Below are 18,769 nucleotides of genomic sequence, written 5' to 3'. Positions count from 1 at the left end.
CACCTCGAGGCGGCCGATCGCACGTCTTGTGGCCGCCGGTCAGCCACGCCTTCGGCTATTCGCGGCCGGTCGCCGGAATGGCCGCACCAGTGACGACGGCTGCGGCCGGCGAAATCAGGAAGGCGATGAGGCGGGCGATCGACTGCGGCGATACCCAGCCGTCCGTTTTCGCATTGGGCATAGCGGCGCGATTTTCAGGCGTGTCGATCGTCCCGGGGAGGATGCAGTTGGCGGTGATGCGGTCGTCGCGGCATTCGGCAGCGAGCGCCTCGGTCAGCCGGATGACGGCGGCTTTCGAGGCGGCGTAAGCGGCCTGATTGGCGCCGGCCTTCAGACCGGGTGCGGCAGCGACATGAACGATGCGGCCGTAGCCCGATGCCTTCATCGTCGGGAGGACCGCGGCGCTGATCGTCAGCGCAGTGCGGGCATTTGCGGTCATCATCCTGTCCCATTGGGCGGGGGCATCCGGTCCGACCGGTCCCATCTGGAAGCCGCCGACGGTGTTGACCAATGCGCCAACGCCGCCGAAGCGCTTGACGGCCCGGGCGACCGCGGCGGCGCAGGAGGCATAATCGGTCAGATCCGTCCCCGCGATCGATAGAAATTCCGTGGAGCTGGGAAGGTCGCCGGCCAAGGCTTCCAGCTCCTGGCTCGAACGGTTCATGCAGACGAGTTTGGCGCCGCCCGCAGCCAGCTCGCGGACGACGGCACTGCCGAGATTGCCGCCGGCTCCCGTGACGATCACGGCTTTCTGCTCGTTCATCACAATCGATCTCCTGACGGTGCCGCTGTTGAGTGATGTCGCATATATGCTTTCGGTAGCGTATGCCCGCTGCCGAGACAAGGCGAGACATCTTTAAACTATGCGCGGGACGTCACATCAGAAACGGCGCAGGCTTCGCCGCCGCCAAAGAGGCGGGACCGGGTGAGGAAGCGTTTCTCGCGACCGTTATCGAGCGAGAACATGCCGCCGCGGCCGGGCACGACATCGATGATCAGCTGGGTATGTTTCCATGCCTCGAACTGGCTGGCGCTGATATAGACCGGTACGCCGCCGATCTCGCCGAGTTTGACGTCGCTGTCGCCGACCATGAATTCACTGGCGGGATAACACATCGGCGAGGAGCCGTCGCAGCAGCCGCCGGACTGGTGGAAGAGGATGTCGGGGTGGTCGCGCCGGATCTCGGTGATCAGGGCAAGCGCTGAATCGGTCGCGAGCACACGCGGTTCGCCGTTGACGGTCGTTTCCATCGTTCTTCCTCCGAAGTTTGAGCAAAGACCCCGCCCCAAACCCCTCCCCACAAGGGGGAGGGGTTTAACGTGCCGTCCTCGCCGTATTCACTCTTGAGCGCAGTAGATGCAGCGGCTTGTTGGTTTGCGGGACGGTGCTACAGCTTAGCCCCTCCCCCTTGTGGGGAGGGGTTTTGACCCTTCCGTCATGCTGCATCTCAGAAGAAGCCGAGCGCCTTCGGGCTGTAGCTCACCAGCATGTTCTTGGTCTGCTGGTAATGATCGAGCATCATCTTGTGGGTTTCGCGGCCGATGCCGGACTGTTTGTAGCCGCCGAAGGCGGCATGGGCGGGATAGGCGTGGTAGCAGTTGGTCCAGACGCGGCCGGCCTGGATCTCGCGGCCGAAACGATAGCAGCGGTTGGCGTCGCGGCTCCAGACGCCGGCGCCGAGGCCATAGAGCGTGTCGTTGGCGATTTCGAGCGCTTCCTTCTCGTCCTTGAAGGTCGTGACCGAGACAACAGGCCCGAAAATCTCCTCCTGGAACACACGCATCTTGTTGTGGCCCTTGAAGATCGTCGGCTTGACGTAATAGCCGTTCGCCAGTTCGCCGCCGAGATCGTTGCGCGTGCCGCCGGCCAGGACCTCGGCGCCTTCCTGCTTGCCGATGTCGAGATAGGCGAGGATCTTTTCCAGCTGTTCGGTCGAGGCCTGGGCGCCGATCATCGTCGCGCTGTCGAGCGGGTTGCCTTGCTTGATCGCCTCGACGCGTTTGACGGCCTTTTCCATGAAGCGGTCGTAGATCGATTCCTGGACGAGGGCGCGGCTCGGGCAGGTGCAGACTTCGCCCTGGTTCAAGGCAAACATTGCAAAGCCTTCGAGCGCCTTGTCGAGGAAATCGTCATCCTCGGCCATCACGTCGGCGAAGAAGATGTTCGGCGACTTGCCACCCAATTCCAGGGTCACCGGAATGAGGTTCTGGCTGGCATATTGCATGATCAGCCGCCCGGTCGTCGTCTCGCCGGTAAAGGCGATCTTGGCGATGCGCGGGCTGGTTGCCAGCGGCTTGCCGGCCTCGATGCCGAAGCCGTTGACGATGTTGAGCACGCCGGGCGGCAGGAGATCGCCGACCAGCTCGGCCCAGAGCAGGATCGAGGCAGGGGTCTGCTCGGCCGGCTTCAGCACGACGCAGTTGCCGGCGGCAAGTGCCGGCGCCAGCTTCCAGGTGGCCATCAATATGGGGAAGTTCCACGGAATGATCTGGCCGACGACGCCGAGCGGCTCGTGGAAGTGATAGGCGATGGTGTCATGATCGATCTCGCCGATCGAACCCTCCTGGGCGCGGATGCAGGAGGCGAAGTAGCGGAAGTGGTCGATCGCCAGCGGAATGTCGGCCGCCATGGTCTCGCGGATCGGCTTGCCGTTGTCCCAGGTCTCGGCCTGGGCGAGCAATTCCAGCTTGTCTTCCATACGCTGGGCGATCTTCATCAGGATATTGGAGCGCTCGGCGGCTGACGTGCGGCCCCATTTTTCCTTGGCCGCATGGGCGGCATCGAGGGCGAGATTGATGTCCTTTTCATTGGAGCGGGGAATGTCGCAGAGCTTCCCGCCGGTAACGGGGGTGAGGTTTTCGAAATATTTGCCCTCGACCGGCTCGCGCCACTCGCCGCCGATATAGTTGCCGTATTTCAGCTTGAACGGCGACTCGACGATTTTCTGATGAAGCATGTCATCCTCCCATGATGATCCAGGTTCCCAAACGAACCAGTGGAAGGAAAATGGGCGTGTTTTGCCGAAGGGAACAGGGGAGGTCTTCGATACCGCAGTGCACACTGTCGCAGACCTGCGACAGCAGGGGCTCACGATTGCCGCAGCAGCGGAACCTTTCGCCCGATCAGTGGAGATCGAGCTTCTTCATCTTCCGGTGCAGGGTGGCGCGGCTGATGCCGAGCGCGATCGCCGCCTTCGAGACGTTGCCGCCGACGCGCGACAATGCCCGCAGCAAGGCCGCCTTTTCCGCCTCGACGATCTCATCTTCCTGGGAAACGACGGCCTCGTGCAGGGCATCGGCGGCCGGGATGCCGGCGGCGATGCGCTTGTCGTCGAGCTGCAGTGCGATGCGGGCGGCGCGGGTGGCGCCGAGCACGAGGTCGTGCCGGTCGACGGCCAGCAGGGCGGCGGCGGAGTTGGCGCCGGCCGGGACCATCAGGAAACGGGCGCCTGTAAAGGCCGAGCGGAAGAGGTTGAGCTCAATGCGCATCGCCGCATCGCGCACGGTCTGCGTCAGGATCGCCAGCGTCATCTCGTTGACGTCGTCGCGGCAGGTGGAGATGTCGAGGGCTGCGGCCAGCCGGCCACGATGATCGCGGATCGGCGCCGTGGTGCAGCTGAGGCTGGTATTCGAGCAGAAGAAATGCTGGTCGCGGAAGATGGCGACGGCGCGCTCGTCGGCAAGGGCGGTGCCGATGCCGTTGGTGCCGATGCTCGCCTCGGTCCAGACCGAGCCGGTCCAGAGGCCGAGTTCGCGGAATTGCTTGTCGTCGCCGGCGGCCCCACGGCGCTCCAGGGCGATGCCGTTCTTGTCGGTCAGAAGCAGGCAGCAGCCGGCCTTGCCGACTGTGGTAAAGAGACGGTCGAGCTCTTCCGTCGCGCTGGCGATCAGCTGTTCGGACTGCTCGCGCGCGCTCTGGAATTCCTGCTCGGTCAATCGCAACGGCGCCCTCGCGTCCTCGGGCGCGAGCTGGTGCATAGTCATGCATCGCCGCCATGAGGCGACAACCGGAGAACTGGCCGCGGCGGAATCGCGCTGGGCAGACGTGTAGACGTGCTCGGCATGTGCTGAGTGTTCGTGCATCGGCTCCTCCCACGGAACTTCAGCATAGTCTGATGGAAAAGAGACCGGTTTGCAAATTGCACACTGCGGCGGCCGCTCCTCTCACGCTGGGCCATCAGGGCATGATGCTGAAGAGTGTGAGCGATCTTCGCACCACATCGCGCTCCGCTTCATTGATCTAGATCCGGTTTGAGCTCATGAGCACCTATCGCAACAACCAGGCCTCGATGCCGCGCGCGGCTGCCCGGCCGGTCGCCAGGCAGGCGGTGAGGAGATAGCCGCCGGTCGGCGCCTCCCAGTCGAGCATCTCGCCGGCGACGAAGGTGCCCGGCAGCGCTTTCAGCATATAGCCTTCGTCGATGCCGTCCCAGCGGACGCCGCCGGCCGAAGAGATCACTTCGGCGATCGGCCGGGTTTGGCGAACCGGGATCGGCAGGGCCTTGATCAGCCCGGCGAGACGTTGCGGATCTGTCCGGTCGCGCTCGGCAGCGCGTTCGCGCAGCAACGCCGCCTTGACGCCATCGAGGCCGGCGCCCTTGCGCAGGCGGTTCGAAAAGCTCGATTTGGCGTCCTGCCGCTCGAGGTCGCGAGCCAGCCTTTCGATCGTCCGGCCGGGGGCGAGGTCGAGCGTGAGGATAGCGCTGCCACGGCTGAGCAGTTGGTCGCGGAGGCTCGCCGCATGGGCATAGACCAGGCTGCCCTCGACGCCGCTTGCGGTGATGACGAATTCGCCGGGAAGGGTGCTGGCCTCGGATGTGGCGGTGACCGACTTCACCGGCTCGCCGGCGAAACGCTCGGCGAAGTTTTGGCTCCAGCCGACGACGAAGCCGCAATTGGCAGGCCGGAAGGCATCGATCTCGACCCCCTTCTCCGCGAGCCAGGGCAGCCAGCTTGCATCGGAGCCGAGGCGCGGCCAGCTTGCGCCGCCGAGCGCCAGCAGGGCGGCGTCGCAATGGACGATGCTGCGTCCTTCGGGCGTTTCGAAAACAAAGCCGTCGTCGGCAAAACCGATCCAGCGGTGGCGGCTGCGCAGCGTGGCGCCCTGCGCCTCCAATCGCCTGAGCCAGGCGCGCAGCAAGGGAGAGGCTTTCATCACCTTCGGAAAAACCCGGCCGGACGAGCCGACGAAAGTTTCCGTCCCGAGCCCTGCTGCCCAATCCCTGACATCGTCAGGGGTAAAGGCATCGAGAGCCGGGCGCAGCCGACTGGCGGCGGAGCCGAAGCGCGTGGCGAAGCTGATATAATCCTCGGAATGGGTGATGTTCAGACCCGACTTGCCGGCCAGCAGAAACTTGCGGGCGAAGGTGGGCATGGCGTCGTAAACCGTTACCGCGTGGCCGGAGAGCGAAAGCAGTTCGGCGGCCGCAAGGCCCGCCGGGCCGCCGCCGATGATGGCAATCTGCTTTTGGTTCATTAACGTCTTCGCCCGATTCTTTCTGCAGGCAGTTTTGGCGCGGGCGCGGATCGTCTGCAAGAGCAGGGATCAGTGGTGCGGATGCGTGCACTGGCCGTGGTCGGCGAGAACTTCGATGACGCGGCATTGGTCGACGCGGCCGTGGCCGCAGCCTTCCACCATGGTTTCCAGTTCGGCCTTCAGCGCCATCAGGCTGCGGATGCGCTGCTCGACCTCGACGAGGCGGGCCTTGGCGATGGCATCAGCCGAGGCGCAGGACTGGTGCGGGTCATCCTGCAGGGTGAGCAGCGTGCGGATCGCCTCGATCTCGAAGCCGAGTTCGCGGGCATGGCGGATGAAGGCAAGGCGGTTGATATCGGCGGGCTCGAAGGAGCGCTGGTTGCCGTCGCTACGGCTCGGCGCGGCAAGCAGGCCGATGCTCTCGTAATAACGCACCGTCGGCACTTTGACGCCGCTCCGCCGCGCCGCTTCACCAATGGTGATTTTTTTCATGATTTTCCTCTTGCATCTCTAGTCGCTAGAGGATGTAGGAGGGATGCTTCTGTTTGACAAGGAAGCGGATCATGGCTGAGACGAGCGAGACACGATACCGGGTCGGCGGCATGGATTGTGCCTCCTGTGCGACCAAGATCGATACGGCGGTGAGACGTGTGGCCGGTGTCGCCGACGTTTCCGTCTCGGTGATAGCTGGCACGATGACCATCCGTCATGACGGCAGCAGCGATCTCAAGGCGATCGAGAAGAAGGTGACGGGGCTCGGTTATTCGGTCTCGCCTTTTACCGGAAGCACGGCGCCGGCACGGGACCACGGTTCCCACGATCATCACGACCATGGCGATCATGCGGGCCATGACCACGAGCACGAAGGTCATGATCATACCGGCCATGATCACGCAGGTCACGATCATGACCATGGCGAGACGGAAATCGAAGGTCTGCATGGACACGACCACGGGCCGACGACCGGTCCCTGGTGGCAGAGCCGGAAGGGCCGGCTGACGATCCTCTCGGGTGCAGCGCTCGTTGCCGCCTATGCGATCGGCCATCTGGTGCCGGCGATCGGATCCTATGCCTTCATCATCGCCATGCTGGTCGGGCTGGTGCCGATCGCGCGGCGCGCCGTCATGGCGGCTCTCTCCGGCACGCCGTTTTCGATCGAGATGCTGATGACGATCGCCGCCGTCGGCGCCGTCATCATCAATGCCGGCGAGGAGGCGGCAACGGTCGTGTTCCTGTTCCTCGTCGGCGAGCTGCTGGAGGGCGTGGCGGCCGGCAAGGCGCGCGACAGCATCCAGTCGCTGACGGCCCTGGTGCCGAAGAATGCCCTGCTCGAAGACAATGGCCAGACGCGGGAAGTGCCGGCGGAAAGCCTTGCCGTCGGCGCCATCATCATGGTGCGCCCGGGCGACCGCATCTCGGCCGACGGCGTCATTATCTCGGGCGAGAGCGCGATCGACGAGGCGCCGGTAACGGGCGAAAGCACGCCGGTGCGCAAGGGCGTCGATGCCGTCGTGTTTGCCGGCACGGTGAATGGCGATGCGGTTCTCAGAGTTCGCGTCACGGCGGCGGCTGCCGACAATACCATCGCCCGCGTCGTCAAGCTGGTGGAGGAGGCGCAGGAATCCAAGGCGCCGACGGAACGTTTCATCGATCGATTCTCGCGTTATTACACGCCCGGCGTGGTGGTGGTCGCCGCACTTGTTGCGGCCGTTCCGCCGCTGCTGTTCGGCGGCTTGTGGAGTGAATGGATCTACAAGGGTCTTGCCATTCTGCTGATCGGTTGCCCCTGCGCCCTCGTCATCTCGACGCCGGCGGCGATCGCCGCCTCGCTGTCGGCGGGTGCGCGGCGCGGGCTGCTGATGAAGGGCGGCGCCGTCCTGGAAACACTCGGCAAGGTGACGATGGTCGCCTTCGACAAGACAGGCACGCTGACGGAAGGCAAGCCTCAGGTGACGGATATCGTTTGCTTCGGATTGAGCGAGGCGAAGGTGCTGTCGCGTGCGGCCGTGCTGGAGCAGGGTTCCAGCCATCCCCTAGCGCTGGCGATCCTCAACCGCGCCAAGGCGGATGGCGTCCCCGTGCCGCCGGCCTTCGAGCTGGAAGCACTGCCGGGCAAGGGTGTCAGCGGCAAGGCCGGCGGCGAGACGCTGGATCTGCTGTCGCCGTCCGCTGCCCGCGAGCGCGGAGCACTCGACGGCGAAAAGGATGCACGCATCACTGACCTGAACGACGAGGGCAAGAGCGTGTCGGTGCTGCTCGTCGATGGTGTTGCAGCCGGCCTGATCGCCATGCGCGACGAGCCGCGGGAGGATGCGCAGGCCGGGCTCTCCACACTGAAATCGGCCGGCGTCAAGGCGATGATGCTGACGGGCGACAACAAGCGGACGGCGGCAGCGGTTGCCGGCATGCTCGGCATCGACTGGCGCGGCGAGATGATGCCGGAGGACAAGCAGCAAGTCGTCGGCGAATTGAAACGCCAGGGCTTCATCGTCGCCAAGGTCGGCGACGGGATCAACGATGCGCCGGCGCTGGCGGCTGCCGATATCGGCATCGCCATGGGCGGCGGCACCGATGTGGCGCTGGAGACGGCGGATGCCGCGGTGCTGCATGGACGCGTCGGTGACGTGGCGCGGATGATCGAACTGTCCAAACGCACGATGCGCAACATCCTGCAGAATATCACCATCGCGCTCGGGCTGAAGGCGGTGTTCCTGGTGACGACGATCGCCGGCATTACCGGGCTCTGGCCGGCGATTCTCGCCGATACCGGCGCCACCGTGCTGGTGACGATCAACGCGCTCAGGCTGCTTCGCGTAGAGGGATAAATCCTTTCCTCTTCGGAGTGCCGATTCGGGCTGATCCGGAATCGAAAACCGCAGAGCCGGCGACAGGCCGGCTCTCGTCGTTCAGGCCTTCTCCACAGTTCGTTTTGTTTAAGCCTTTATTATCCATGTTTTTCACAGGAATGCAGCGATTTCAAACCTGCCGCAACGCGATGCGCAAACCACCCGTTGACGCGATTTTTGATTCGGCTACTATATATAGTGTTCAAGGTTCCTTCGATTCGTCAGGATCGCGGGCTAAGACGGGAATTCGGTGCGTCTCGCCATGAGGGTGAGGCAAGGCCGGAGCTGCCCCCGCAACTGTAAGCGGCGAGCATCTGTCCGATTTCAGGTCACTGAGGCATGACGCCTTGGGAAGGCTGGGGCGGGGTGCTTCGACCCGCAAGCCAGGAGACCTGCCTTGAACGAGATGTCCACGGGCGGGGTGTCCGGAAGGTCGCGTGCATGAAGACGGAATCTATCCGTGCCTGTTGCGCTGCCCCGAACGTCCGCATGAGCACTTTGGGGTTTGAAGTTATGTCGAGAACATCAAGGCCGCCGCCCGCGCCCCTCCTGCGAGGGATGCGGCCGGGCGTTTAAAGCGCCGACTTTGTCAGATCACTATCAAGCGTTGCCCCGGACGCCGCACGGCGCCCGATCCCAGTCCTGCGTCCTGAATTCATTGACATCACGAGGAACATGATGAGCGTTACCGTTTACAGCAAGCCGGCCTGCGTCCAATGCACCGCCACCTACCGCGCCCTGGATCGCCTGGGGGTGGACTATGAGATCGTCGATATTTCCGAGGATGCCGAAGCGCTCAATCGTGTGCGCGGCATGGGCTACATGCAGGTTCCGGTCGTGGTTGCCGGCAGCCGGCATTGGGCGGGTTTCCGTCCCGACATGATCAGCGCGCTCTCCTGACCTGAGAAGAGCGATGGGGCTGATCGTCTATTATTCCAGCCGATCCGAGAATACCCATCGGTTCGTCGCCAAGCTCGGACTGCGCGCGGCGCGCATTCCCCTTGGCGCTGAGGACATCCACGTTCGCGAACCCTATGTGCTGATCTCGCCCACCTATTGCGGCGACGGCGGCCCTGGGATCGTAAAGGGAGCCGTGCCCAAGCAGGTGGTCCGCTTCCTCAACGATGCGGAAAACCGCTCCAACATCCGTGGCGTGATCGCCGCGGGCAACAGCAATTTCGGCGAGACCTACGGGCTTGCCGGCGATGTCATTTCGAAGAAGTGCCAGGTGCCGTATCTCTATCGGTTCGAGCTCCTGGGAACCGTCGAGGATGTCGCCAATGTCAAAGACGGGATGGGACGATTTTGGACACGGGAACAAATTTGACGCGGGATGCGGGCACAAAGCCGCTGAAGGCTTTCGAAACGCTCGACTATCACGCGCTGAACGCGATGCTGAACCTCTATGACGACGAGGGCAGGATCCAGCTCGACAAGGACCGCATGGCGGCCAAGCAGTATTTCCTGCAGCATGTGAACCAGAACACGGTGTTCTTTCACAATCTCCGGGAAAAGCTCGATTACCTCGTCACCGAGGGCTACTACGAGCAGGCGGTGCTCGACCAATATTCGTTCAATTTCGTCCGCGACCTGTTCGACCAGGCCTATGCCAGGAAATTCCGTTTCCCGACCTTTCTCGGCGCTTTCAAATATTACACCAGCTACACGCTGAAGACCTTCGACGGAAAGCGCTATCTCGAACGCTATGAAGACCGCATCTGCATGGTGGCGCTGACCTTGGCGCGCGGCGACGAGGCCCTTGCCCGCGATATGGTCGACGAGATCATTTCCGGCCGCTTCCAGCCGGCGACGCCGACCTTCCTCAATGCCGGCAAGAAGCAGCGCGGCGAACTCGTTTCCTGCTTCCTGCTGCGCGTCGAAGACAATATGGAATCGATCGGCCGGTCGATCAATTCGGCGCTGCAATTGTCGAAGCGCGGCGGCGGCGTGGCGCTGTCGCTGACCAATATTCGTGAGGCCGGCGCGCCGATCAAGCAGATCGAGAACCAGTCGTCGGGCATCATTCCGGTGATGAAGCTGCTTGAGGACAGTTTCTCCTATGCCAACCAGCTTGGCGCGCGCCAGGGTGCGGGTGCGGTCTATCTCAATGCCCACCACCCCGACATCATGCGCTTCCTCGACACCAAGCGCGAAAATGCCGACGAGAAGATCCGCATCAAGACGCTGTCGCTCGGTGTCGTCGTGCCCGACATCACCTTCGAGCTCGCCAGGAATAACGAGGACATGTACCTGTTCTCGCCCTATGACGTCGAGCGCGTTTATGGCGTGCCCTTCACCGAGATTTCGGTGACGGAAAAATACCGCGATATGGTGGCGGATGCCCGGATCACCAAGAAGAAGATCAAGGCGCGCGAATTCTTCCAGGTGATCGCCGAAATCCAGTTCGAGAGCGGCTACCCCTACATCATGTTCGAGGATACGGTGAACCGGGCGAACCCGATCGCCGGCCGCGTCTCCATGAGCAATCTCTGCTCGGAGATCCTGCAAGTAAGCGAGGCGAGCGAATACAATGACGATCTCTCCTACAAACACCTCGGCAAGGATATTTCCTGCAATCTCGGTTCGCTGAACATTGCCGCAGCCATGGACTCCGCCGATTTCGGCAAGACGATCGAGACCTCGATCCGGGCGCTGACGGCGGTTTCCGACATGAGCCATATCGCGTCGGTTCCCTCGATCGAGAAGGGCAATGACGAGAGCCATGCGATCGGCCTCGGCCAGATGAACCTGCACGGCTATCTCGCCCGCGAATGCATCTTCTATGGCTCCGAGGAAGGTGTCGATTTCACCAATATCTATTTCTATACGGTGACCTATCACGCGATCCGCGCCTCGAACCGACTGGCGGTCGAACGCGGCCAGAGCTTCAAGGGCTTCGAGAACTCGAAATATGCCTCAGGCGACTATTTCGACAAATATACCGAGCAGGAATGGAAGCCGGCGACGGAAAAGGTGCAGGCACTGTTCGACGATGCCGGAATCCATATACCGACGAGGGAAGACTGGGCGGCGCTGAAGACGGCTGTCATGGCTTCCGGCCTCTATAACCAGAATTTGCAGGCAGTGCCGCCGACGGGCTCGATCTCCTACATCAATCACTCGACCTCCTCGATCCATCCGATCGTCTCGAAGATCGAGATCCGCAAGGAAGGCAAGATCGGCCGCGTCTATTATCCGGCGCCGTTCATGACCAACGACAATCTCGACTATTATCAAGACGCCTACGAGATCGGGCCGGAGAAGATCATCGATACCTATGCGGCGGCGACCCAGCATGTCGACCAGGGCCTGTCGCTGACCTTGTTCTTCCGCGATACGGCAACGACGCGCGACATCAACAAGGCGCAGATTTACGCCTGGAAGAAGGGCATCAAGACGATCTACTACATCCGCCTACGCCAGATGGCGCTGTCCGGCACCGAGGTGCAGGGATGTGTGTCTTGTACGCTGTGATTTGATATTTCGCTCCGGAACATTTGCCCCTCACCCTAACCCCCGTTCTGACGGGGAGAGGGGACTTGCCACACGAACCGGCAATAAAAAGCGGAAAGCGTGCGGCATATCCCCTTCGCCCCGCTGGCGGGGAGAAGGTGCCGGCAGGCGGATGAGGGGCAAATCCGGACACATTCCTCAAGAAGGACCACCCATGAACATGCAAATCAAACCCGCCTCCCGCGTGCGCGCCGTCAACTGGAACCGCATCGAGGACGACAAGGATCTTGAAGTCTGGAACCGGCTGACCGGCAATTTCTGGCTGCCGGAAAAGGTGCCTCTGTCCAACGACATTCCTTCCTGGGCAACGCTGACGCCGGCTGAGCAGCAGCTGACCATCCGCGTCTTCACAGGGCTGACACTGCTCGACACGATCCAGAACGGCATCGGCTCGATCCGGCTGATGGAGGATGCGGCAACGCCGCATGAGGAGGCGGTGCTTTCCAACGTCTCCTTCATGGAAGCGGTGCATGCGCGTTCCTATTCCTCGATCTTTTCGACGCTGTGCTCGACACCCGACGTCGACGATGCCTATCGCTGGTCGGAGGAGAATGAATTCCTGCAGCGCAAATCGGCGCTGATCATGGAGCAATACGGCTCCGGCGATCCTCTGAAGAAGAAGGTCGCCAGCGTCTTCCTCGAAAGCTTCCTGTTCTATTCCGGCTTCTACCTGCCGATGTACTGGTCGAGCCGCGCCAAGCTGACCAACACCGCCGACATGATCCGGCTGATCATCCGCGACGAGGCGGTGCACGGCTATTATATCGGCTACAAGTTCCAGCGCGGGCTGGAGCGGCTTTCCGAGGCGAGGCGGCAGGAGATCAAGGATTTCGCCTTCGAGCTGCTGCTCGAACTCTACGACAACGAGGCCAGATATACCGAAGCGCTCTATGACGGCGTCGGGCTGGCCGAGGACGTCAAGAAGTTCCTGCACTATAACGCCAACAAGGCGCTGATGAACCTCGGCTACGAGGCGCTTTTTCCGGCCGAGGCCTGCAAGGTCAATCCGGCGATCCTGTCGGCGCTGTCGCCGAATGCCGATGAAAATCACGACTTCTTCTCCGGTTCCGGTTCCTCCTATGTCATCGGCAAGGCGGTGGCGACCGAAGACGAGGATTGGGATTTTTGAGGTTTGATCGCAATCTCCCCTTATCATTTGCTTGCCCGTCGACCACATACAGCGGAAACCGGCTCCGGTGTTCGCCGGTGATGCGGCGTAACGGGAGTTTTTGATGTCGTCTTTTCCAAACAAGGCCGCGAGTGCCGTCGAGGCGGAGGAGGGCGTCTGGCCGATCCGCAGGAGGGCGATTCTCGACTGGCTGGTGAACGAGACACGCGGCGAACGCTTCATCGACAATATCCTGGTCGAGATGTGCGGCAAGCTGGTTTCGGCCGGGGTGCCGGTGGCGCGGGCGACGTTGCATTTCCGGACGAACCATCCGCAATGGATCGGCGCCCGCATCCTCTGGAAGGAAGGGCTCACGGAGGCGAAGATCGACACATTCGCCTATGGTGTCGAAAATACGCCGGAGTTTCTGAACAGTCCGATCAATGCGATCCATCAGGGTGCCGAGGAGCTGCGCAAACGGCTGGAAGGCGCAGCCGACGGCGAGCTGGATTCATTCTATCGGGAACTGCATGATGACGGCCTGACCGAATATATCGCCTGGCCGGTCGAGCACACCTTCGGCAAACGGCATGTCGTGACATTTTCCACGCGCCGGCCGGGCGGTTTTGCGAGCGAACATGTCGATTTTCTGCGCGATCTCCTGCCGGCCCTGACCCTTGTCAGCGAAATCAGGCTGAAGAACATCATGGCGCGCACGCTGCTGCAGACCTATGTCGGGCCGCATGCGAGCGAGCAGATCCTGTCGGGTGTCACCACACGCGGCAGCGGCGCCACCGTCGGCGCGGCGATCATGATCTGCGACCTGCGCGACTTTACGGCGATATCGGATCTCTGGCCGCGCGACGATGTCATCCATCTGCTCAACGATTATTTCGACGCCATGTCGGATCCGATCGAACGTTATGGCGGCGAGATCCTCAAGTTCATGGGCGATGGATTGCTGGCGATCTTCCCGCTGACCAAGGAAACCGCCTGCACCGATCTGCTGCAGGCGATCCGCGAGGGGCAGGCGTCGATGGCCGAGCTGAACGAGCAGCATCTGCGCATGGGGCGCGAGCCGCTGCGCTACGGCGTCGGCGTGCATGTCGGCGACGTCATGTACGGCAATATCGGCTCTCGCCGGCGGCTGGATTTCACCGTCATCGGCCCGGCGGTCAATGTCGCCTCGCGGCTGGAAAGCCTGACAAAAGAGGTCAAGCGCCCGGTGCTCTTGTCGCGGGCCTTCGTCGAAATGGCGGGCTGCGCCAAAGACATGGACAGCCTCGGCACCTTCCCGCTGCGCGGGCTCGGAGAGCCTGTCGATGTCTTCGCTTTTCCGGAGCGGTAGGTTCAGGCAGAGTCAGACGCCACGCTTGTTTCCCCACAGCAGCACGTGCAGTTGCGGCAGCACGCGTGGCGCAAACCATCCGTCGGCCGTCACTTTGTCGACGAGCCAGTGCATGCGATCCATCACGCCGTCGATATCGATGCGGGCGTCGTCGTCATCGGGCGGCGGCGGCGTGTGGTTCCCCGGCTGAAGGTACAAGGGAATATAGGGGTAGCGCTGGCCCACCTCTCGCGCAAAGCCATAGTCGGCATCGTCGAAGACGACGATTTTCAATGCGATCTCCGGCCCGCCGGCGGTCAGCCGAAGACAGTTGTCGATCTCACCCCAATCGGTCAGCATTCCGCTCGACGGCGGCTTGGGGCTCAAGACCAGCATGTCGAGGTCGCGAAACCAGTTCCGGGCCACACTTCCCTGCGTTTCCAGCGCGAAGCGGTAGCCTTGAGAATGGCCGAGCTCGATCAGCGGTCCCAGGGGCTGGATCGCCGGATTGCCTCCGGAAAGGGAAACCGTCATCGGCCTGCCTCCGGAGAGCTTGGTCACCTCCTGCCAGATCGCATCGACCGCCATCGGAATCCATTGATCCCGGTAAGCGCTGTCGACCGCGTGCAGGCTATCGCACCAGGAGCAGCGATAGTCGCAGCCGCCTGTCCTCACGAATACCGTCGGCAGCCCGATCAGAGCGCCTTCACCCTGGATGGTCGGGCCGAAGATCTCGCTGACGCGAATGGTCTCTCCGCTCATGGCCGGTACTCCGCCCAGGTCTTCGGCGTCTCGCTGACGCGGACGGAGGATGTCTCGGGGAAACGCTGCTTGCACCAGTCGTAAAAGTGCTTTGCCAGGAACTCGGAGGTGACTTTTGAATGGCCGAAAACGTCGTTCAGGTGGCGATGATCGAAGGTTTCGTCGATATAGCGCTTGAGCGGCGAGAGGTCGTGATAGTCGCGTACGAAGCCGTCATCGTTCAGGTTTCCGGCCGCGAGCTCGACGACCACGATATAGTTATGACCGTGGAGCCTGGCGCATTGATGATCGGCCGGCAGGTGATTCAGCTGGTGTGAGGCCGAGAGATGAAACTCCTTGGTGATGCGGTACATCAACGCACCTCCGCAGCAGAATATTGCGACACCGCCGCTTTCCAGAAATCGCGGTCTTCGTATTCGGTGGGATCAGGGACGCCGGCGAGATGGAAGGCCTCGCGGCGTTCGACGCAGGTGCCGCAGCGTCCGCAGTGGAGCTTGCCGCCCTTGTAGCAGGACCAGGTCTCCGCGAAGGGTGTGCCGTGTTTTTCGCCGTCGATCACGATCGCCGCTTTGGACACCTCGACATAGGGTGCGAGCAGTCTGACGCTGGCGTAACCATCCAGCGCTTCGTTCTGCATGCGCTGGAAGGCGTCGATGAAGCCGGGCCGGCAGTCCGGGTAGATGAAGTGGTCGCCGCCATGTACGGCGACGGCGACGGCATCCGCCTTCTGGGCGGCCGCCAGGCCGAAGGCGATCGTCAGCATGATGGCATTGCGGTTCGGCACGACGGTGGCCTTCATGGTCTCCTCGGCATAATGGCCGTCCGGAACCTCGACATTGTCGGTCAGCGCCGATCCGCTGAGATGGCCGCCGATGGCGGCGATGTCGATGATATGGTGGGGAACGGCAAGGCGTGCGGCACATTTGCCGGCGAAATCGAGTTCCTTGCGATGCCGTTGGCCGTAGTCGAAGGAGACGAGGCCGATAAGCTGTTCTTCCGCCGCCATTTTGTGGGCAAGCGAAACGGAGTCGAGTCCGCCAGAGCAGACGACGATGGTCTTCATATTTTGGATTCCCTTGTTTTGACCGGGTGGGCTGCGACCGGATTACGGCGTGCTTCTAGGACAAATCGCGCGTCTTGGGAATAGGGGAGCCGATCGGGAAATTGATCTGCGGCGGCAGCAGCAGATGCAAATCGTCGGGGTTAACATTGTTGATGCGCTGTAGCAGCATGCGGCCGAGATCCTCGCCCGCCGCCGTCAGGTCCTCGTGGATGGTGTCGACTTTCGGCTGCAATTGGGTGAGTAGGCGGGAGGTTTCCTTGGCGACGATATCGTAATCGACAGCCAGTGTGCGGCCCGTGTCGCCCATGCCGCTGATGACGGCGAGTGCGGAAACTTCGCCGGGACAGATGAAACCATCGGGCGCATCCGGAGCGGCGGCGCGGCTGCAGATGAAATCGCGCAGCACATCCGCCGGCGTATCGAGATCGACCGTTTCTGGGATCTCATAGGCAATGCCGGCCTCGCGCACCGCCGTCATGAAGCCGTGCAGGATATGCTGGCAGAAGGTTAGCCGTTTCGGCGGCAGGATCACCGCCACTTTTCTGCGTTTCTTGGCGATCAACCGGCGCGTCGCCTCATAGGCAAAGGTGAAATTGTCGTAGTCGACATAGGGGTGCGGCGTCGAAAATTCCGTGCGGCCGTGGCAGATGAAGGGAAAGCCGGTTTCGAGCAGCAGGCGGACGCGGGCATCGAGCGGCTCGGTCCGCGTGAAGATCAACCCGTCGGCGAGGTGGTTGCGGATGATGTATTCGGCGGCTTCGACATCGGTCGTCGACAGAAAGTTCGGGGCGACGACGAGATGGTAGGAGGTCTCCTTCAATGCCTTGGCGATGCCGTACATGATCGAGGTGCTGAAACCGACCACTTCCTCGTGCGAATCCAGCAGGATGGCGATGACGTTGGTGCGGCCGGTCTTCAGGCGTTGCGCGGCCCGATCGGGGAGATAGCCGATTTCGCCGGCGATGCGGCGCACGCGCTGGCGGGTCTCCAGCGAAATCTGCGGTGCATCGGAGAGCGCCCGTGACACCGTCGTCACGGCTAGACCGGCGATCGTGGCGATCGTTCGCAAGGTCGGCTTGCCGCGCTTAGGCGTGATATCGAGATTTTCGCCGCGTCGCGGCCGGGACGGTTCGGTCACTCTCGGCTTTCCGTGCTGGAATTGGCGATACAATAACACGATGACTCGGGCGCGCAATGAGCGAATGAAAACGTTTTAAATTTTTACCACCTGTTAGCTAGTATGATAATTACCATAAAATTCAATCGGATACCGAAATAACTATATTTTTCTCGGGAGTCGAGAAAGGGCTTGACGATCCATGGCTTATAACGTTTTAAATTAGCAACCGCGCGGAGGAGCGCGGCCGTATGTCGACCGCCGCAACGGCGGAAAACATCGGGCGGCAGGGAGGGCCTGCCGCCGATCTTCAAATGGGAGGAAATTCATGCGCAAGTTTTTGAGCTCGGCGGCGATTGCCGTCGTGATGATGGCTGGCCTTGGTGCGGCGCAGGCTGCCGACGTGAAGGAAGTGCAGATGCTGCACTGGTGGACGTCTGGCGGCGAGGCGGCGGCGCTGAACGTGTTGAAGGAAGATCTGTCGAAGGAAGGTTTTGCCTGGAAGGACGTGCCGGTTGCCGGCGGCGGCGGTGATGCGGCGATGACGGCGCTGAAGGCGATGGTGGCGGCCGGCACCTATCCGACGGCTTCGCAGATGCTGGGTTATACCGTGCTCGACTATGCCCAGGCCGGCGTCATGGGCGATCTGACGGAGACGGCGAAGAAGGAAGGCTGGGACAAGTCGGTGCCGGCAGCGCTGCAGAAGTTCTCGGTCTATGACGGCAAGTGGGTGGCGGCCCCGGTCAACGTCCACTCGGTCAACTGGCTGTGGATCAACAAGGCTGTCATGGACAAGATCGGCGGCAGTGAGCCGAAGAGCTTCGACGATCTGATTGCCCTGCTCGACAAGGCGAAGGCGGCAGGCGTCATCCCGTTGGCGCTCGGCGGCCAGAACTGGCAGGAAGCGACGATGTTCGATTCCATCGTGCTGTCGACCGGCGGACCGGAGTTCTACAAGAAGGCCTTCAACGACCTCGACGAGGCATCGCTGAAGTCGGACACGATGAAGAAGTCCTTCGACAACCTGGCGAAGATCGTCAAATATGTCGATCCGAACTTCTCCGGTCGCGACTGGAACCTGGCGACCGCCATGGTCATCAAGGGGGATGCGCTGGTGCAGGTGATGGGCGACTGGGCCAAGGGCGAATTCGTCGCCGCCAAGAAGACCCCGGATAAAGACTTCCTCTGCTACCGCTTCCCCGGCACCGACGGCAGCGTGATCTACAACTCCGACATGTTCGGCATGTTCAACGTTCCCGACGACCGCAAGGCCGCCCAGGTAGCATTGGCGACGGCGACGCTGTCGAAGAGCTTCCAGTCGGCCTTCAACGTCGTCAAGGGCTCGGTTCCGGCCCGCACCGACGTTCCCGACACCGACTTCGACGCCTGCGGCAAGAAGGGCATCGCCGATCTGAAGGCGGCCAACGAGGGCGGCACGCTGTTCGGTTCGCTGGCGCAGGGTTATGGCGCGCCTCCGGCGATCGCCAATGCCTATAAGGACGTCGTCTCGAAGTTCGTCCACGGCCAGATCAAGAGCTCGGACGAAGCCGTCACCCA

17 protein-coding genes and 1 riboswitch are annotated in these 18,769 nt (G+C 62.2%); of the genes, 7 read left to right on the top strand and 10 right to left on the bottom strand.

Annotated features, from left to right (window positions below; translation table 11 throughout):
* Nucleotides 1-55: 55 nt before the first annotated feature.
* The 6 genes from CO666_RS29215 to CO666_RS29190 all read right to left on the bottom strand — a co-directional run bounded on the left by CO666_RS29215 (nt 56) and on the right by CO666_RS29190 (nt 5,968).
* The gene (locus CO666_RS29215) at nt 56-763 is read right to left on the bottom strand and encodes an SDR family NAD(P)-dependent oxidoreductase (protein ID WP_097615506.1); all 708 of its coding nucleotides are present in this window, start codon (nt 761-763) and stop codon (nt 56-58) included.
* A gap of 98 nt (nt 764-861) precedes the next feature.
* Entirely contained in the window at nt 862-1,251 is a 390-nt protein-coding gene (locus CO666_RS29210; protein WP_097615505.1) for a DUF779 domain-containing protein, read from the bottom strand.
* Between the two features lie 197 nt (nt 1,252-1,448).
* Nucleotides 1,449-2,957, bottom strand: coding sequence for an aldehyde dehydrogenase (gene adh, locus CO666_RS29205; RefSeq protein WP_097615504.1), 1,509 nt, complete (start codon nt 2,955-2,957; stop codon nt 1,449-1,451).
* 166 nt (nt 2,958-3,123) lie between these two features.
* Complete coding sequence (locus tag CO666_RS29200; protein WP_097615503.1) at nt 3,124-4,083, bottom strand: helix-turn-helix domain-containing protein; 960 nt, start codon at nt 4,081-4,083, stop codon at nt 3,124-3,126.
* 184 nt (nt 4,084-4,267) lie between these two features.
* Nucleotides 4,268-5,476, bottom strand: a complete 1,209-nt coding sequence (locus CO666_RS29195) for a TIGR03862 family flavoprotein (RefSeq protein WP_097615502.1) — start codon at nt 5,474-5,476, stop codon at nt 4,268-4,270.
* 69 nt (nt 5,477-5,545) lie between these two features.
* On the bottom strand, nt 5,546-5,968 hold the full coding sequence (locus tag CO666_RS29190) for a MerR family transcriptional regulator (RefSeq protein ID WP_097615501.1): 423 nt from the start codon (nt 5,966-5,968) through the stop codon (nt 5,546-5,548).
* A gap of 71 nt (nt 5,969-6,039) precedes the next feature.
* On the opposite strand from CO666_RS29190, the gene CO666_RS29185 reads away from it, so the two are divergent.
* The 6 genes from CO666_RS29185 (at nt 6,040) to CO666_RS29160 (ending at nt 14,291) form a co-directional block, all read left to right on the top strand.
* Entirely contained in the window at nt 6,040-8,301 is a 2,262-nt protein-coding gene (locus tag CO666_RS29185) for a heavy metal translocating P-type ATPase (RefSeq protein ID WP_097615500.1), read from the top strand.
* A gap of 209 nt (nt 8,302-8,510) precedes the next feature.
* Nucleotides 8,511-8,736: riboswitch (cobalamin riboswitch) on the top strand.
* Nucleotides 8,737-9,000: 264 nt separating this feature from the next.
* Complete coding sequence (gene nrdH / locus CO666_RS29180; protein WP_097615499.1) at nt 9,001-9,222, top strand: glutaredoxin-like protein NrdH; 222 nt, start codon at nt 9,001-9,003, stop codon at nt 9,220-9,222.
* A 13-nt stretch (nt 9,223-9,235) separates the two neighbouring features.
* Nucleotides 9,236-9,649, top strand: coding sequence for a class Ib ribonucleoside-diphosphate reductase assembly flavoprotein NrdI (nrdI, locus tag CO666_RS29175; RefSeq protein ID WP_097615498.1), 414 nt, complete (start codon nt 9,236-9,238; stop codon nt 9,647-9,649).
* The gene (gene nrdE / locus CO666_RS29170) at nt 9,628-11,796 is read left to right on the top strand and encodes a class 1b ribonucleoside-diphosphate reductase subunit alpha (protein WP_097615497.1); all 2,169 of its coding nucleotides are present in this window, start codon (nt 9,628-9,630) and stop codon (nt 11,794-11,796) included. The genes nrdI and nrdE overlap by 22 nt, the downstream gene beginning before the upstream one ends.
* Before the next feature lie 193 nt (nt 11,797-11,989).
* Nucleotides 11,990-12,964, top strand: a complete 975-nt coding sequence (gene nrdF, locus CO666_RS29165; protein WP_097615496.1) for a class 1b ribonucleoside-diphosphate reductase subunit beta — start codon at nt 11,990-11,992, stop codon at nt 12,962-12,964.
* Nucleotides 12,965-13,067: 103 nt separating this feature from the next.
* Nucleotides 13,068-14,291 carry an adenylate/guanylate cyclase domain-containing protein gene (locus CO666_RS29160; protein WP_097615495.1) on the top strand — a complete coding sequence of 408 codons (1,224 nt, stop codon included), beginning with the start codon at nt 13,068-13,070 and terminating at the stop codon, nt 14,289-14,291.
* A 12-nt stretch (nt 14,292-14,303) separates the two neighbouring features.
* Here the strand turns inward: CO666_RS29160 and queE are convergent, their stop codons facing one another.
* From queE to CO666_RS29140, 4 genes are read right to left on the bottom strand one after another with little or no spacing between them, the layout of a single operon-like run.
* A complete protein-coding gene (queE, locus tag CO666_RS29155; RefSeq protein WP_097615494.1) occupies nt 14,304-15,032 on the bottom strand; it encodes a 7-carboxy-7-deazaguanine synthase QueE in 729 nt (242 codons plus the stop codon).
* Nucleotides 15,029-15,385 carry a 6-carboxytetrahydropterin synthase QueD gene (queD, locus tag CO666_RS29150; RefSeq protein WP_097615493.1) on the bottom strand — a complete coding sequence of 119 codons (357 nt, stop codon included), beginning with the start codon at nt 15,383-15,385 and terminating at the stop codon, nt 15,029-15,031. Before queD ends, queE begins: the two co-directional genes overlap by 4 nt.
* A complete protein-coding gene (gene queC / locus CO666_RS29145) occupies nt 15,385-16,095 on the bottom strand; it encodes a 7-cyano-7-deazaguanine synthase QueC (protein WP_097615492.1) in 711 nt (236 codons plus the stop codon). Before queC ends, queD begins: the two co-directional genes overlap by 1 nt.
* Nucleotides 16,096-16,150: 55 nt before the next feature.
* Nucleotides 16,151-17,233 carry a LacI family transcriptional regulator gene (locus tag CO666_RS29140; protein WP_097615491.1) on the bottom strand — a complete coding sequence of 361 codons (1,083 nt, stop codon included), beginning with the start codon at nt 17,231-17,233 and terminating at the stop codon, nt 16,151-16,153.
* A gap of 307 nt (nt 17,234-17,540) precedes the next feature.
* Here CO666_RS29140 and CO666_RS29135 point away from each other — a divergent pair.
* A partial coding sequence (locus tag CO666_RS29135; RefSeq protein WP_143540379.1) for an ABC transporter substrate-binding protein occupies nt 17,541-18,769 on the top strand: 1,229 nt, incomplete at its 3' end.

It is taken from the genome of Rhizobium chutanense, from assembly GCF_002531935.1.
Classification (GTDB): Bacteria; Pseudomonadota; Alphaproteobacteria; order Rhizobiales; family Rhizobiaceae; genus Rhizobium; species Rhizobium chutanense.
Note: the sequence above shows the minus strand (reverse complement) of the source record. Positions and strands in the feature narration are given on the sequence as shown.